At 66.0% G+C, this 14,936-nt stretch carries 11 protein-coding genes and 1 pseudogene; 11 read left to right on the top strand and 1 reads right to left on the bottom strand.

Annotated elements, in window-relative coordinates; translation table 11 throughout:
• The 11 genes and pseudogenes from ON44_RS44825 to ON44_RS44775 form a co-directional block, all read left to right on the top strand.
• Positions 1-895 (top strand): FAD-dependent oxidoreductase (locus tag ON44_RS44825; protein ID WP_218007780.1); only part of this gene is annotated, 895 nt, incomplete at its 5' end.
• A gap of 204 nt (positions 896-1,099) precedes the next feature.
• On the top strand, positions 1,100-2,176 hold the full coding sequence (locus ON44_RS44820; protein ID WP_040701512.1) for a glycosyltransferase family 4 protein: 1,077 nt from the start codon (positions 1,100-1,102) through the stop codon (positions 2,174-2,176).
• Positions 2,173-3,345 (top strand): annotated as a pseudogene (locus ON44_RS44815) (glycosyltransferase family 4 protein); the annotation flags it as partial. The gene ON44_RS44820 and the pseudogene ON44_RS44815, both read left to right, overlap by 4 nt.
• A 133-nt stretch (positions 3,346-3,478) precedes the next feature.
• A complete protein-coding gene (locus ON44_RS44810) occupies positions 3,479-4,891 on the top strand; it encodes a lipopolysaccharide biosynthesis protein (RefSeq protein ID WP_083898571.1) in 1,413 nt (470 codons plus the stop codon).
• Positions 4,888-5,901 carry a CgeB family protein gene (locus ON44_RS44805; protein ID WP_040701470.1) on the top strand — a complete coding sequence of 338 codons (1,014 nt, stop codon included), beginning with the start codon at positions 4,888-4,890 and terminating at the stop codon, positions 5,899-5,901. Before ON44_RS44810 ends, ON44_RS44805 begins: the two co-directional genes overlap by 4 nt.
• Positions 5,898-7,280 (top strand): hypothetical protein, encoded by a 1,383-nt coding sequence (locus tag ON44_RS44800; RefSeq protein ID WP_040701468.1) that lies wholly within the window; start codon positions 5,898-5,900, stop codon positions 7,278-7,280. The genes ON44_RS44805 and ON44_RS44800 overlap by 4 nt, the downstream gene beginning before the upstream one ends.
• Positions 7,271-8,590 (top strand): Wzz/FepE/Etk N-terminal domain-containing protein, encoded by a 1,320-nt coding sequence (locus ON44_RS44795; RefSeq protein WP_040701466.1) that lies wholly within the window; start codon positions 7,271-7,273, stop codon positions 8,588-8,590. Before ON44_RS44800 ends, ON44_RS44795 begins: the two co-directional genes overlap by 10 nt.
• 23 nt (positions 8,591-8,613) lie before the next feature.
• A complete protein-coding gene (locus tag ON44_RS44790; RefSeq protein WP_051183395.1) occupies positions 8,614-9,996 on the top strand; it encodes a glycosyl hydrolase family 28-related protein in 1,383 nt (460 codons plus the stop codon).
• A 2-nt stretch (positions 9,997-9,998) separates the two neighbouring features.
• Positions 9,999-11,324 carry a GNAT family N-acetyltransferase gene (locus tag ON44_RS47620; RefSeq protein ID WP_051183394.1) on the top strand — a complete coding sequence of 442 codons (1,326 nt, stop codon included), beginning with the start codon at positions 9,999-10,001 and terminating at the stop codon, positions 11,322-11,324.
• Positions 11,325-11,446: 122 nt separating this feature from the next.
• Positions 11,447-12,835, top strand: a complete 1,389-nt coding sequence (locus ON44_RS44780; protein ID WP_040701503.1) for a glutamate-1-semialdehyde 2,1-aminomutase — start codon at positions 11,447-11,449, stop codon at positions 12,833-12,835.
• The gene (locus ON44_RS44775) at positions 12,832-13,968 is read left to right on the top strand and encodes a glycosyltransferase (protein ID WP_040701463.1); all 1,137 of its coding nucleotides are present in this window, start codon (positions 12,832-12,834) and stop codon (positions 13,966-13,968) included. The genes ON44_RS44780 and ON44_RS44775 overlap by 4 nt, the downstream gene beginning before the upstream one ends.
• A gap of 209 nt (positions 13,969-14,177) precedes the next feature.
• Here the strand turns inward: ON44_RS44775 and ON44_RS44770 are convergent, their stop codons facing one another.
• Positions 14,178-14,708, bottom strand: a complete 531-nt coding sequence (locus tag ON44_RS44770) for a sigma-70 family RNA polymerase sigma factor (RefSeq protein WP_245567568.1) — start codon at positions 14,706-14,708, stop codon at positions 14,178-14,180.
• Positions 14,709-14,936 lie beyond the last annotated feature (228 nt).

Genomic DNA, 14,936 nt, shown 5'->3' with positions numbered 1-14,936 from the left:
ATGGGTGTGCAATTCCGGCCCGGCCACGCGCTCGAGGAATTCGTGGTGGCCGACGGCCGCATCGGCGGCGCGCGCAGTTCGGCGCCCGACTGGCGGCACCGAGGTGTTCGACGCGGATTGGTATGTCTGCGCGGTACCGACCGATCGGGCCCGTCGGCTGTGGTCACCGGAAATCCGCGAGTTGGATCCAGCACTCGGCCGAATGGATGCGCTGACCGTCGACTGGATGAACGGCATGCAGATGTTCGTCACCGAAAAGCTGGACCTCGGTAAGGGATACAACATCTATCTCGACGCACCGTGGCGGCTGACCTCCTATACCCAGCGGGCATTCTGGAATGTCGACTACGCCGCGAAATACGGTGACGGATCGATCGTCGACGGCCTCACCATCGATATCGCCGACTGGGATACCCCGGGCATTCTGTTCGGCAAAACCGCCAAGGAGTGCACCCGCGACGAGATATACCAGGAGACCTGGGCACAAATGACTGCCGCGCTCAACGACGACGGCCGAATCCAGTTGCCGGACGGCATCGTCCGCGAGTGGATGCTCGATCCCGGTATCGAGTGGACGGATGGACAGAATGGGAATGATGAACCGCTGCTTGTGAATACGATCGGATCGTGGGCCGATCGACCGACCGCGCACACACAGATCCCGAATCTGTTCCTGGCCGCCGACTACGTGCGGACCAACTTCGATCTGGCGACCATGGAGGGCGCGAACGAGGCGGGGCGCACCGCGGTGAACGCACTCCTGGACGCGTCCGGCTCCCCCGCCACCCGCGCCCAACTATTCACTCGCGCTTCGATTCCCGCTTTCGAGCCGTTCCGTCAAACGGATGCCGCTCGTTATAGAGCCGGTCAGCCCAATCTGTTCGATCTCGGCTAGCGACTGCTTGCAGGTCGCTCGAAAGGGGCGGCGGACCCAGAGCGGACTGGTCATCCGCCCTGGTCGAAAGTTGATCTCGACCCGTCGGAACCATCGAACTCCCCTAGACTGTTGCGCGGGAAGCGAGTTCAGATAGCGGGCTCGTCCCATCATCGCCACAAGTAGGGGGCCGCGATGACTGCGACCGGGACATTGCGGGTGCATATGACGGGTTCCGAATGGTTCTCGGCAGCACCAGGCGGGCTCAATCGTTATTTCACCGAACTATTCCACGCACTCACACGGCAACCGGGCGTACAGGTTTCGGCCTCGGCGTTCGGCGCGGTCGGTGCCGATGATCCGCCCGGCGCGCTGTCGTGGGGACGAACCGGCGGTCCGACCATCGCCCGAGCCCGCTCCGCTTTTCTGGAGCGAGCCGAAATGGGCCGTGCGGACATCCTCGATCGGCACTTCGCGCTGTATGGTCCGGCGGCCTTCGCGCGGAGCGGCCGGGTGCCGCTGGTCGTGCACTTCCATGGACCGTGGGCCGCCGAGAGCCGCCTCACCGGACAAAGCGAGATCGGTGTACGGGCGAAGTATCTACTCGAGCGGATCCGCTATGCGGGTGCGGACCGATTCGTGGTGCTGTCCGATCACTTTCGTGAAGTGCTCAGCGACGACTATCGGGTCCCGGCCGACCGGATCCGGGTCATCCCGCCAGGGGTAGATCTGACCCGATTCCGAGCCTCACCGATACCGACCGGTACCGACCGAACCGTGCTGTGTGTGCGCAGACTCGAACGTCGGATGGGCATCGACACGCTACTGCGTTGCTGGCCGGGCGTGGTCGCCGAACATCCGGACGCTCGACTCGTCCTCGTCGGAACCGGTACCGCCGAGGGCGAATTGCGCGCCCAGGCCGCCAGTGCCGGGCTGGACGATTCGATCGCCTTCGCGGGCAGTGTCGACGACCGACAACTCACCGAACTCTATGCACGGGCCGCACTCACCGTTGTCCCGACCACGGCGCTGGAGGGATTCGGGCTGATTGCCCTGGAATCCCTCGCCGCGGGTCGTGCCCCGATCGTCACCGACTGCGGTGGCCTACCGGATTCGGTACGCGGACTGGATCCTTCGCTGATCGTGCCCGTTCGCGAGGCCGAGGCACTGGGCGCGCGGATCGTGGACGCACTGAACGGCAAACTACCGACGCCCGAACAATGTCGCGCGCACGCGGAAACTTTCTCGTGGCATGTCACAGCGGAGCGTCATCTCACGATGTATCAGGAATTAAGGCGATGACCCCATCGAGGACGACCAAGGCCCTCTTTCTCGCGCATACCGCGGCGCCGTCGGGCGCGGAACTGGCGACGTTGCGGTTGCTTGCCGCGCTGCGCGAGTCGGGGCTCATCGATGTCGCTCAGATCTATACGGAGGACGGCCCGATGGTCGAACGCATGCGGGCGCGCGGGGTCGAGACCCGCGTAGTGCGTGGTGCTTTCGACAGCCGCGCCATGACCATCGGGTCCGGGCCGGTGCGGCTGGTCGCCGGATTCATCGCCCTGCTGCGATTGGGCTGGACGCTCGGTGCGGCCGCGCGCGAACTCGGTGCCGATGTGCTTATCGCCGAGAGCACCAAGGCTTTGGTGATGGGTGCGGTCGCGACGCGACGAGCGGGAATTCCGTTGGTGTGGCAGGTGCACGATCGGATCTCGGTCGATTATTTCGGCCGACTGCCGACGGTGGTGATCCAGCGGCTGGGCCGACTCGTGGCACACGGTTATCTTGCCAATAGCCGAACCACCTTGCGCACCTTGCGGATCGGCCACCGTCCGGCGGTGGTGGCCTATCCGGGTGTGGAACTCGCAGGCGACATCGAGCGCGCCGCACAGCGTGCACCCACCGAAGCGGTCCTCGTCGCCGTCGGCAGGCTGACGCCGTGGAAGGGCCAGGATGTGCTGCTGCGCGCCATCGCGGCGATGAAAATGCAACCGCGACAGATCTTTCTGGTCGGCGGCACCTTCTTCGACGAGGAGCCCTACCAGGCCGAATTGATGCGCATGGCACAGGAATTCGGTCTTCCGGTCACCTTCACCGGACACGTCGACGACCCCGGAGCCTATCTGCGCGACGCCGACATCCTGGTGCACTCCTCTGTACTTCCCGAACCATTCGGACAGGTCGTGGTCGAGGGTATGCACGCGGGCTGCGCGGTGATCGCTTCCGGACCGGGCGGCCCTGCCGAGATCGTCGAACCCGGTGTAAACGGATTGCTTGTAGAAGGCGGCGATCAGCGACAACTCACCACCGCACTCGATACCCTCATCGCCGATCCGGCGCTGCGCACCCGCCTGGCCACGGCGGCCCGTACCCGCGCCAAGGATTTCGACATCGAGGCTTCGGCACGCACCGTCGCCGCCTTCCTCAATTCCATAACCCAACGCAACGGCGCGGTATCCAATCGGCGGCGCTCGCGAGGCCCTGTGTGGGCCCGCCCGTCGCCCACTGCGACCCTCGACGGGCGCCCTGCGGCCGACTGTGCCGATCCGGCCGCTACCGCCGCTCTCGCGGCGGGCCAGCAGAATCCGCGAGAACGGACTCCGCATGTCTGAACACAAACATGCCGCAGGCCAGCCCACCGAACCACCGACACCGATCGCCACCGGCGGAGCCCATCGCAAGGACGAACGCGGCGCGCCCGGCGGCGGCCTGCACCGATCACACGGCCTCGGCGGGGTACTGCGGGATATCGGCTACGTCACCTTCGGCAAGTACGGGCAGTACGTCATCACGATCGTCACGGTTCCGCTGATCGCGCGGGTGCTCGGCGCACACGGCCTGGGCCTGTTGGCAATCGGTATGTCGTCGTATTTCATCGGTTCCCTGCTGGTGGATCTCGGCATCACCTCATTTCTGGCCGCGCGGGTGCACGATTCGCGCGAACGCGATGGCGAGAGCGCGCGGCTGCGGACGATCAATCAGTTGCGTGGCGATTATCTGGTGATCCGCGCGACCACCCTCGGCGTCATCGGTGTCGCCCTATTGCTGAGTCTGGCGGCAAGTGCGCCGGTGCAGGTGGACATGATCCTGTTGGGCCTGTTCGCGGGCGGATTCTGGTCGGTCTCGGAGGATTGGCTACTGATCGGACAGGGCCGATTCGGAGCGTCGACCGCCTATCAAGCGGTCGGCCGGATCGGCTATCTGATACTGCTCGTCGGGCTACTTCCCCGGATGCCGAGCGCGCAGCTCGCGCTGCTATGCCTGCTGATGTCATCCGTACCCACCGTTGCGCTGACCTGGTGGGATTCGCTGCGCACCTTCGGACTACCCGCGCGGCCTCGGCAAATCAAGAGCGTATTGCGCACGGGCGCACCTGTCCTCACATCACGAGTCCTGGTGACCACCTACGGTCAGGGCGCGGCCGCGGTGTATTCGGCGGTGCTCGATACGGTTTCGCTCGGTCTCTACTCGGCGGGCGACCGGCTCGTGCGCGCAATCCAATCCACTTTGGATCCCATCGGATTCGCGCTGCTGCCCCGCATGGCGAGGCGCAGTACCGATCACCGATTCTGGCGGGATGCCCTGCTGGCGTTGGCGGCCTGCATCTGTGTCGCCACCGTCGCGGCCGTGGCCGTCTGGCTGGCCGCGCCGCTGTTGATCCGACTGGTCTTCGGTGACGAATTCACCGGAGCCGTAGGGCTGTTGCGGGTCGAGATCTTCATGCTGCCCGCAACCACGATCACCTCGTTCGTCACCACGGCGCTGCTGCCGGTGCGACAGGACACCACCGGTGTGCTCATCGGTGCGATGCTCGGCACCTGTGTCGCAGGCGTCGCACTGTTCATTGCCTTTCGGACTCATTCGGTATGGACGCTCGTCTATGGCAGTGTGCTCGTCGAATTCAGTACGGCTATCTGGTATCTCGCGCGGGTCCGCACATTGATCGTGCGCGAACGCACGGTACCCGTCGCCCCGAGTCCCGCCGTGGTCTTGATGCGCGAGGAGGGCACCGCGTGAAGATCTTGTTCATCGGGGACGACTGGGTCGGCAGCAATGCGCGCTCGCTCGCGGACGGCTTCCGGCAGGCGGGCCACGAGGTGGTGGTCATCGATTCCACCCCGGTCACCCTGCCGACGCGGCTGTCGCCGCCGTGGGTCTATGCCAAGTTCGCGCGGCGGCGCGCGCCGTGGACCGTCACCGACCTGCACGGCGAAATCGACCGTGCCGCAGCGCGGTTCCAGCCGGACCTGGTCTTCGCGTTCAAAGCCGTGCACCTCGACCAGCGCAGGCTATTGGACGTCCCGGCGCGGCTGCACGTGCACTACAGCCCCGACGATGTCACCAATCCGGAGAACATCAGTCCGGAATACCTTGCGCACGAACCCGATTGGGATCTGATCGTCACCACCAAGCGGCACAATGTGGCCGAACTCTTCGACCGGGGTGCCAAGGCGGTCGGTTTCGTCCGCAGCGCCTACGATCCGGCGTGGCACTATCCGGCCGCGCGCGCACGGACACCGCGCTACCTGGTCGGCTTCATCGGCGTCTGCCGCCCCGATCGCCGGGCCGATCTGGTCGAGCTGGCCCGCGTGCACGGTGACCGGATGCTGGTGCGTGGTCCGGGCTGGCGGCGGGTTCCGGAATTGCGCACCACCCGCACCACGGTGGGCGGCCCGGTCTACGGTTCGCGCTATTCGGCCGTGGTCGCCGATATCACCGCGAATCTGGTGCTGCTCAACTCCGATAACCGCGACACCCACACCTGCCGCACCTTCGAAGTGCCCGCCGCTGGCGGGCTGTTCGTCGGCGAACGCACCGACGAGCATGCGGAACTCTTGCGTGACACCGTCGAATGTTTCCTGTTCACCGATCAGGCCGAGCTGCGCGAAATCCTGGACTGGTGCGCGCGGCATCCGGAGCAGGCGGATGCGGTCGCCGAGGCCGGATATCGGCGTATCGCCGACGGCGGGCACCGCTACGTCGATCGGGCGCGTGAGATCATGGACGCACTCGAGGCCCGGACATGAGTGGCTATACCGAGATCATCGCAATCGCTTGCGCCCTGGCCACTTTGGTGGTCGCTGCAGCGTGGGTGCCGAGCGTCGCACGGGTTTTCATCATCGCGCAGGCCGCATTCTGGTCGCTGTCCTATGTCGCCCGGCCTCTGGTACTGCTCGCAGTGCAACCCGAACCGCACTACGGCGACAATGTGCCCGATCCGCGACTGGCCGTACTCGGCTACGACCGCGGCATCGCACTGGTGCTGCATCATGTCGTCTTCGGCTTGTGGGTATACGCGATACTCATTGTTGGATATGCGATCTGGTCGCGACACCATCCAGTGCCCCGCCTGCCCGCGATGACCGGAAATCCGGATTTCGTGCCCGCGCTCGTCACGATCTACGTTGTCGGCCTACTGGGGCGGGGCGCCTCCTACGCCTCCGGATCCACCGGCCACGCCGGTGATGTCGACAGCGCCAATCCGATTCTGGCCTTCGTCAGCATTCTCGCGACCGTCGCGGCGCTCGGGCTGATCATTTTCATCCGACCGGCCCGGCCGCGGACCACTGCACTGTTGATCGGCGCGCTGTTGGCCGGGGAACTGGTGTGGACCGTGGTCGTCGAATCGAAGACCCCGATCCTCGGTGCCGCGCTTGCGGTGGCGGTCCGGTTCGCGATACTCGGCTGGACCAAGGCCAAGATGGTCGGTGTGCTGGCGATCGCGGTGCTCGGCATCGGCGGTTTCGGGTGGTTGCAGTCGTTCAAGACCACCGAGGTCGGCAAGGCCGAAGCAGCGATGACCAGTTCGGCATATCCGCCTTCGGTGCGACCGTTCCTGAGCATCCTGCGGCGCTTCGATCTCCTCGAGGCCGCAACCGACGCCTACTATCACGGCACCGGGTACTGGCTCACGCCCGCCGAGGAGTTCCGCCACGCCGCGCTGAGCCTGATTCCGACCCAATTGCTCGGTGCCCCGAAATTCCAGTCGGGTACCGCATGGGCCGACGACGTTCGCGGCGCCTCGGTGGATATGACACGGGTCTCGGTGTCACTCGCCGAGGGAAATATCAACGAGGGCTATGTGATCGGCGGCTATACCGGCATCGTGGTGAGCGTCGGTTTCACCTTCTTGCTGTTGCTGGCCTGGGCCAAAGCGCTGTATTCCCGGTACTTCCCGATGGTGGTGCTCGCGCTCGCGCTGACCGGAGCCTCCTCGCTGTTCGAGCGCGGCATCCTCGGCAGCATGGAGGCGCTCGGCAAATTCCTGCAGGCCGCGGTGCTCGCGACGCTGATCTATTTGGCGGTCAAGGAATATCGCCGCCGCGCGGAACCGCAGGTCCGATCGCAGCCACCGCACCAGCCTTTGCTCGTCATCGGGAAAAGAGGTTCCGAACAATGGGATTGATCGATTACTGGCGTATCGCGCGTCGTCGCTGGATGCTGATTCTCGGTGTGCTGGTGCTGTGCCTACTCGCGGCGGTGGGTTACGCACGCAGCCAACCGACGAACTATGTGGCCACGAGCAGCGTCTACGTCTCGATGGCGACCGGAACCTCGGTGAACGATTCGTATCAGGGCGGACTGGCCGCCCAGCAGCGCGTGCGGTCGTACCTCGACTTGGCCACCAGCGCCAATGTCGCCAAGCGCACCATCGACGATCTCAGCCTGAAGATGTCGGTCGACGAACTGCGCGGCAAGATCACCGCGGCCTCGCCGCCCGCCACCACCTTGATCGTCATCTCGATCAAGGACAGCTCACCCGAGCGCGCCCGCGATATCGCCAATACCGTTGTCGCACAGTTCCGTCAGTTGATCGCCGAACTCGAATCCATCGAGAAGGACGCCGCACCCGCCGCCCGCGCCGAGGTCGTGGACCGGGCCGAACTGCCATCCGGAGCGAGCGGTCCGCAGTCGACCCGGCTGCTCGCGCTCGGTGCGCTGGCCGGACTCGTACTGGGCGGACTGGCCGCCTTCGTCCGCGATCGCACCGACCGCAAGCTGCGCACCTCCAATAACCTGGAGGCGGTGCTGGCCGGCCCGATTCCCGGATCGACGCGCACCGGCGCGCCGGTGCCGATCCTCGGCATCATCGATCTCGGTCGTCCGGGTGCGGTCGAGGAAACCCGAAGGCTGCGAACGCGTTTGCAGCGCAATGGCGAGGCGACGACGGTGCTGCTGTCGAGTCTGTCGGCCCGGTCGGAGCCGGAAATCGCGATGGCACTGGCCAAGTCGTTCGCCGATACCGGCCGGCATGTGGTCTATATCGACGCCGACACCTCCGGTCACGGCGGATCACAGCAGATCGTCCTCGGGGCGGTGCCCGGACTGGCCGGTGTCCTGCACGGATCGTTACCCGTCACCGACGCACTGACCGGCTGGCCGCAGGCCGGGGTGACGGTGCTGCCGCTGGGCGAGCTGCATGAGCACACCTCGGACCTGCTCGCCTCCGACCGGTTCGCGGCCGTGGTCGCCAAGCTCCGCACCGATTACGACCATGTGGTGATCCAGGCCGCGCCGGTCGCCCACGCCGCCGATGCGATCGCCCTTGCCCCGCTGTGTGAGCAAACCGTCGCGGTGGTCGAACTCGGCACCAGCACCGCACCGCAAATCCGTGGCGCGCTGGCCACATTCGGGGACAACCTGCTCACCGGCGCGGTAGCGTACAGCAAGCTCGGCACGGGTATACAGCGGCTGGTGGGGAGGCTGCGCCATTGAATTCAGCATCGCCTAGCGATTCCATGGGGGGTGGCGGTCGGGAGCCGGGTGGGCGTTTCGAGGCTGTCCATCGACGACGACTGCTGGCCGCATCACTCGGTGCCGCCGCCGCGGTACCCCTGGCGGCCTGCTCCTCCTCCGACTCCCCCGGTGTCGAATTCCGGTCACCGCATGTCACCGATGCACCGGCGGCGCGCAATGTCCGCGACTTCGGTGCGGTCGGGGACGGTGTCGCCGATGACACCGCGGCGATCCGGTCGGCGGCAGCCGTAGGAGACGCGCCGCTCGTGCTGTATCTGCCCGCAGGCCACTACAAAGTGACCTCCTGGCCCGATCTGCCCGACTACGCAACGGTTCTCGGCGACGGCGGCGATGTCACGCTGGTCACCTGCGATGCCGACATCACGCTCATCACACTGCGAAAACGCAACCGCGTGCGGTTCTCCCGCATCGGATTCTTCCTGACCGGGCCGCGCTCGACGGCGGTGATGCTGTCGGAGTCATTCCGCTGCTCCTTCGACGGAGTGGTGATCCGCGGCAATCACCTCAGCGACAACCATCCGCGCTTCCTGCAGCAGCGCGGCGTGGTCCTCGAAAACAACACCGGTGGCACGGCATTCGTCAACTGCGATATCAACAACTTCGGCTTCGGCATCGTCACCTCCTGCATCCAGAACTATGTGACCTCCTCCAAGCTCACCAGCAACTACATCGGGGTGCTCGGCACCGGCAACAACCACAATGCGGGGCTATCGCTCACCAATGTGGAATTCGTCTCCGACGAGGATCCGCGCACCACCGATCGGCATATCAGCATCGACGGTGCGGCCAATGACTGGTGGCTGACCAATGTCTGGTTCGAAGGTGCTGATACCGCGCTGTCGGTAGGCCAGCGCGATCACGGCGGACCCGCTCAGTTCGGCATGATCAACTGCAAGGTCGCCGCGCGCACGGTCGGGCTCGACCTCGTCTACTGTCGGCAGCCGTATCTGGCCAATGTGCAATTCGACAAGGACTCCGACCGGCCGCCGATCGAATTGCGCATCGACGCGACGGGCTGTCCGGAGGGCACCGCGGTCAACCTGATCTCCAGTGCCACCCATGATCTCGCGCCCGGCATGTTTCCGGAGAAGTGGCACGTCATGGGGCGCGACGGCATGCACGCGCCGCAGTACAGCGGCACCATGGTCGGCCGGGCAGGGCAGGGCAATGCGGATATCTACCAGGCGCAGGCCCCCGACGGCACCGTGCGATCGGCCGTATTGTCCAGCGGTGCTTGGCTTTCCGACCGCGCGGAGAGCGGGATCGTGCTCAAGGACGCGGCGGGCGGCTACTGGCGCCTATCGGTCGGCACCGATGGTGCCGTGAAAACAACCTCGCTCGGCCGCCAACGACCCCGGGAGTGAGCATGTCCAGCAGTTCGTTGTCCGGAATCCGGCTCGGACCCATGACATTGCACGGCGCGACGGTCGTGCTGCGCCCGCCGCGGGTCGACGACTACGCGCAATGGCGGCGGATCCGGCTACGTGATCAGCGCTATATCGAACCCTTCTGGTCGAGTTCGCCGCTGGACTGGGACGCGCGGCATACCGGAAAGCTCTGGGTCCGTGAATGTCTCAGCGTGCGGACGGAGGCGCGGGCGGGTCGCCGACTGTCCTCGGTGATCGAGGTCGATGGCAGGCTCGCAGGTCAGATCGAACTGGTTTCCATCGAATCCGCAACCGGCTCCGCCGAAATGGGGATCTGGGTGGACGCGGAGGTGGCGCGGCACGGCATCGGCGGCCTGGCTTCGTCCATGGTGCTGGATTTCGGTTTCGGACCCGCCGGTCTGCAACGCATTACCGCCCCGATCTCCCCGATGAATCTCGCCACCGCGCGCGGCGCCGCCCTGATCGGTTTCCAGCGCGAAGCGATGATGACCAGGTATTTCGATGTCGGTGGGGCGCGGCGCGACCACGAACTGTGGGCGATCACCAATACCGCGATCCCACCGAACGGCTTCGCGCGGCACTGGATCGAGAGCCACTCGACCCAGCATCCGGAAACGCCGCAGCCCGCCCGACCGGACGCCGGCACCGATACGCCGCTGAACCGGACCACCGTGCTGGCCGGCGTCGCCCGGTGCTACGCGGGCCGGGCACTGCACCGGTTCGATCCACTGCGCTCGCCACCCACGACCCGGCTCACCGATCCGGACGATCCGCGAGTGGTGCTGCGCAGTCGGCACCTGTTGGACCGGCCCCGGTGGCGGACCGCACGGATCCGTAATCGCGCCGCACTCGATCCGGAGTCGGACGCACCGGCGGCCGCGTGGGAGCGACGGCACGGACGAATCGCCTGGCTACGCGAATTCTTCTGTGCTCGTGCGGGTTTGAGATCGGAACGCGGACTGGTGCTCGCGGTCGAGGTGAGCGGCGATTACGCGGGCGAATGCCGATTGTTCGATCTGGATATGTTCGATCGCAATGCGCGCATGTTCGTGTGGACAGATCCGGCCGTCGGTGGTGAGCAGGTCCGGATAGCGGCCACCCGTCTGCTGCTAGACCACGCGTTCACCGCGCTCGGCCTGTGTCGGGTAGCGACCGCCATCGAACCCGGTGATGTGCATTCGGCCGAAATCGCCGCGCGCGTCGGCATGGTCCGCGAGGGACGCATGCGCTGCTTCGTCGGCGCCACCGGGCGTAGGGCCGATCACGACCTGTGGGCGGTTACCACCCCTATCGCCCAGGGGTGACGAAGTTGCACGGACACGGCGCCCCACCGGACGTACAGTGATCCGGAGAACCTATCTCGCGCAAGCCGATTCGTGCCGGGGGCCCTGTGTGCGCGTGCATCATCTCTGTCCAGGAGCTCAGCATGGACCACGTTGACCGCGGCCATACCAACCCCGACAACCCCGCGGCCCGCCGCAACCGTTTCACGCGCAGCAACGAACTCCAGGCGCGGCTGCACGATCTGGTACCCGGCGGTGCGCACACGTATGCCCGCGGGCCGGATCAGTATCCGGAGTTCATGGCGCCGATTCTGGTTCGCGGCGAGGGCTGTCGGGTCTGGGATGCCGACGGCAATTGCTATATCGAATACGGCATGGGCTTGCGGTCGGTCACCCTCGGCCATGCCTACCGCCCGGTGCTCGAGGCCGTCACCAGGGCGATTGCCGACGGTGTCAGCTTCAGTCGACCCACGGAGCTGGAACTGCTTGCGGCACAGGACTTCCTGTCGCTGGTGCCGGGCGCCGATATGGTCAAATTCGCCAAGAACGGCTCCGACGCCACCACCGCCGCGGTGCGGCTGGCCAGGGCCGTGACCGGACGCACCGTCATCGCCGTCTGCGATCAACCGTTCTTCTCCGTGGACGACTGGTTCATCGGCACCACCCCGATGGCCAGCGGCATACCCACCGAGGCCGCCGCCGGCACCATGAAGTTCCAGTACAACGACCTGCCGTCGCTGGCGGCCGTGCTGAATACCGGCGTGGTCGCGGCCGTTGTCATGGAGGCGGCGACCGCACTGAACGAACCCGCACCCGGATTTCTCGAAGGTGTGCGCGAGCTCTGCGATCGGCATCGCACCCTGCTCATCTTCGATGAGATGATCACCGGGTTCCGGTGGTCGTCGGGCGGGGCGCAGGCCATCTACGAGGTCACACCCGATCTGTCGTGCTGGGGCAAGGCGATGGGCAATGGTTTCCCGATTTCGGCGCTGGCGGGTAAGCGTGAGTTCATGGAGCTCGGCGGGTTGCGCACCGACCGCGATCGGGTGTTCCTGCTGTCCACCACCCATGGCGCGGAATCGGCTTCGCTGGCGGCGTTTCGGGCGGTCGCGCACGAGTACACCACCGGCGATCCGATCGCACGGATGGAACATGCCGGTCGACTGCTCGCCGACGGTGTCAACGCGATCGCCGCCGATCTCGGCATCGCGGACTACCTGCAGGTGCTGGGCCGTCCCTCCTGTCTGATCTTCGTGACCCGCGATCCCGAGGGCCGCCCATCTCAGGAGTTCCGCACGCTATTGCTGCAGGAACTACTGGACCGAGGCGTGCTGGGTCAATCCTTCGTCACCTCGGCCGCACATACCGAACCCGATATCGACCGAACGATTGCGGCGTGCCGTGAGGCGGCGAGCGTGTACCGCAAGGCAATTGAGCAGGGCACGGTCGACGGGTTGTTGGAGGGCCGCCCGGTGGCTCCGGCCCTTCGACGCAAGGCCGAGCCGCGCCGTATCGACTCGGTGCCCGAATGAACCTGTCACACAATGGGACCGGATCGCCGCGGATCGCGATCGTGCACGAGCGGTTCACCGAATTCGGCGGATCCGAGGCGGTGGTCGGTGAATTCGTCGAAACCTGGCCCCACGCACAGGTATTCGCGCCGATTGTCGATCCGGCAGGCGTCCGACCACCGCTGACCGCGGTGCAGGGCACCTGGCTCAGCCGCGCATACGCCGCCACCGGTCGTCGCTCGCACGCGCCGCTATTGCCGTTCGTGCCAAGTGCCCTTCGACAGCTGCCCTTGCGTGGCCGGTTCGACGCGGTCCTCATCAGTCATCACGCCTTCGCCACCCAGGCCGCATTCGCCACGGACGCACCGACCATCGTGTACGTGCACAGTCCGGCCCGCTGGGCCTGGGATCCGGAATTCCGGGCACAGGAGTCTGGCGGTCGCGCCGGACAACTCGCGCTCACCGCCCTCGGCCGACTGGCCCGCCGCGGCGAACTGCGCGCCGCCCCACATCTCACGCATGTGATCGCCAACTCGCACGCGGTGGCCGACCGCATCCGCGACTGGTGGCGGTTGCCCTCGACCGTCATCAACCCTCCGGTGCAGGTCGACGATTTCACCCCCGACCCGAGCGTGCCCCGCGAAGACTTCTTCCTCGCCGCCGGCCGCCTGGTCCCCTATAAGCGCCCCGACCTGGCCATTCGCGCCGCCCGGCGCGCGGGTGTGCGCCTGGTCGTCCTCGGCGACGGCCGCTTCCGCTCCCAACTCGACACGATCGCCGGTCCCGAAACCACCTTCCTCGGCGCCGCGCCTTTCCAGACCCTGCTGGATATGTATCGCCGCTGCCGCGCCCTGCTCATGCCGGGCGTCGAGGATTTCGGGATCGTCCCCGTCGAGGCAATGGCCTGTGGCACACCGGTTCTCGCGGTCGATCAGGGCGGCGCCCGCGATACCGTCCGCCCCGGAATCACCGGCGAATTCATCGAACACGGCAGCGACGAGCACGTCATCGCAGGCCTGGCGCAGGCCATGCACGACTTCGATTCCACCGCCTACGATCCGGCAGTCATCCGAGCCCACGCGATGACCTTCTCCCCCAAGTCATTCCGCACCGGCATCGCCGACATCGTCAGCAACACAATCGGATCCGGATAACCACTCGGTCGGTCTGGCGCGGACGCTCCACCTCCGTCTCGATGGATGCCCCGACACCGCACGCCTGACCACTCCGGCCCAGCCTTATCTCGGCAAATGAAACACGACCAGCCCGACACCGGCTCGCCGACCGATATCGCGGTCATGAATCTGCCCGGCGACGGCGCCAACGCACCCTGCACCATCCGCACGGGCAGTCCGGCCCGGCGCTAGTTGAGCGGTTCGGACAGGTCGGTCTTCAAGTGCTCGAGTCCCGCCCGGATCCGGGATTTGACCGTGGGGAGACCGACCCCGAGACGCGCCGCCACCTCGGGATAGCTGAGTCCGGAGTAGTACGCGAGCGCGATGGATTCGTGCTGGAGTGCGGTCAGATGAGTGAGGCTGCGACGCAGGGCGTCCCTCTCGTCGTGTCGCACTGCCTCTTCGGCCACCACATCGGTGGGGGGCTGATAGTCGCGACTGCCCCAGGAGTGATTGTGGTCCATGGTGGCGCGCTCGTGCCGAACCCGGTCCACGGCCTGGCGATGGGCCAGCATGCGCAACCAGGTGAGCACGGAACCGCGCCGCTCGTCGAACCCGATCGCACAGCGCCACACCTCGAGGTAGACGTCGTGACAGGTCTCTTCGGCATACCCACGGTCACGGACGATCGCCAGCACCCGGCGATAGACCAAACCGCGAGTGCGTCGGTAGAACTGGGCGAAGGCGTCTTGATCGCCGTCGCCGATGCGATGTACCAATTCTGCATCGACACCCTCGGATTCGATATCAATCCGATTACGAACCGGACGAGCAACGGACCGCAAAGGGGTTGGAAGTCGTTCGGACCGACGTGAATTGTGTTCGGACCGAGATGAAACGAGCAGGATCACGATTGCCCCCAGACAAACAAGTGATGCGACAAGCAGGTTGAATTCGACGTAGGAAGGTGCGTCGAAGCAGACCGTCGAGGGCATGGACGGCACTGG

The organism is Nocardia vinacea NBRC 16497 (genome assembly GCF_000308835.1).
GTDB lineage: Bacteria > Actinomycetota > Actinomycetes > Mycobacteriales > Mycobacteriaceae > Nocardia > Nocardia vinacea.
Note: the sequence above shows the minus strand (reverse complement) of the source record. Positions and strands in the feature narration are given on the sequence as shown.